Source organism: Deinococcus sp., from assembly GCF_018260405.1.
GTDB lineage: Bacteria > Deinococcota > Deinococci > Deinococcales > Deinococcaceae > Deinococcus.
Window position 1 is genome coordinate 1 of sequence record NZ_JAGLBG010000239.1, and the last position, 483, is coordinate 483.

At 61.5% G+C, this 483-nt stretch carries 1 protein-coding gene; it reads left to right on the top strand.

The genetic code is table 11. The annotated features are described in order from the left end of the window. Positions 1-193: alpha-hydroxy-acid oxidizing protein (locus QZ269_RS13305; protein WP_291427173.1), on the top strand; the 193-nt coding region annotated here is incomplete at its 5' end. Positions 194-483 lie beyond the last annotated feature (290 nt).

Here is a 483-nt window from a genome sequence, read left to right on the forward strand (position 1 = left end):
CGTGATCAAGGCGCTGGCGCTGGGAGCACGCGCCGTATTCGTGGCCCGCCCGGCGCTGTACGGGCTGGCGCTGGCCGGTGAGGACGGCGTGCGGCACACGCTGGAGCTGCTGCGCGACGAAATCCGGCTGGGGATGGCGCTGTGCGGCAAGACGAAGATCAGCGACCTGGGGCCAGACCTGATCCGGTGGTAAAAGCGGGGGAGGCTGGAAAGCTGTCTACGCTGCCCCTTCTCAACCCTCTGCTACCTCAGCTTTGCAAGTTCCCCATAAGGCCGCGTTATACCAAAATCTCACTCATAATCCGAATTTCATCCAATAGGACGCACTCCGCGTTACTCCCTCGCTTCGCGCTCTGCGAGTCCCAGCCTCTCGCGGTACGGGCTGTACCAGTCCCCCGCAAGGGTGGAGGGGCTAAAAACTCGCATTCATCGGGCGGTACAGTTGCTGAAACTGTACTGTCCTGAATCAGGAGGGACTTTTCC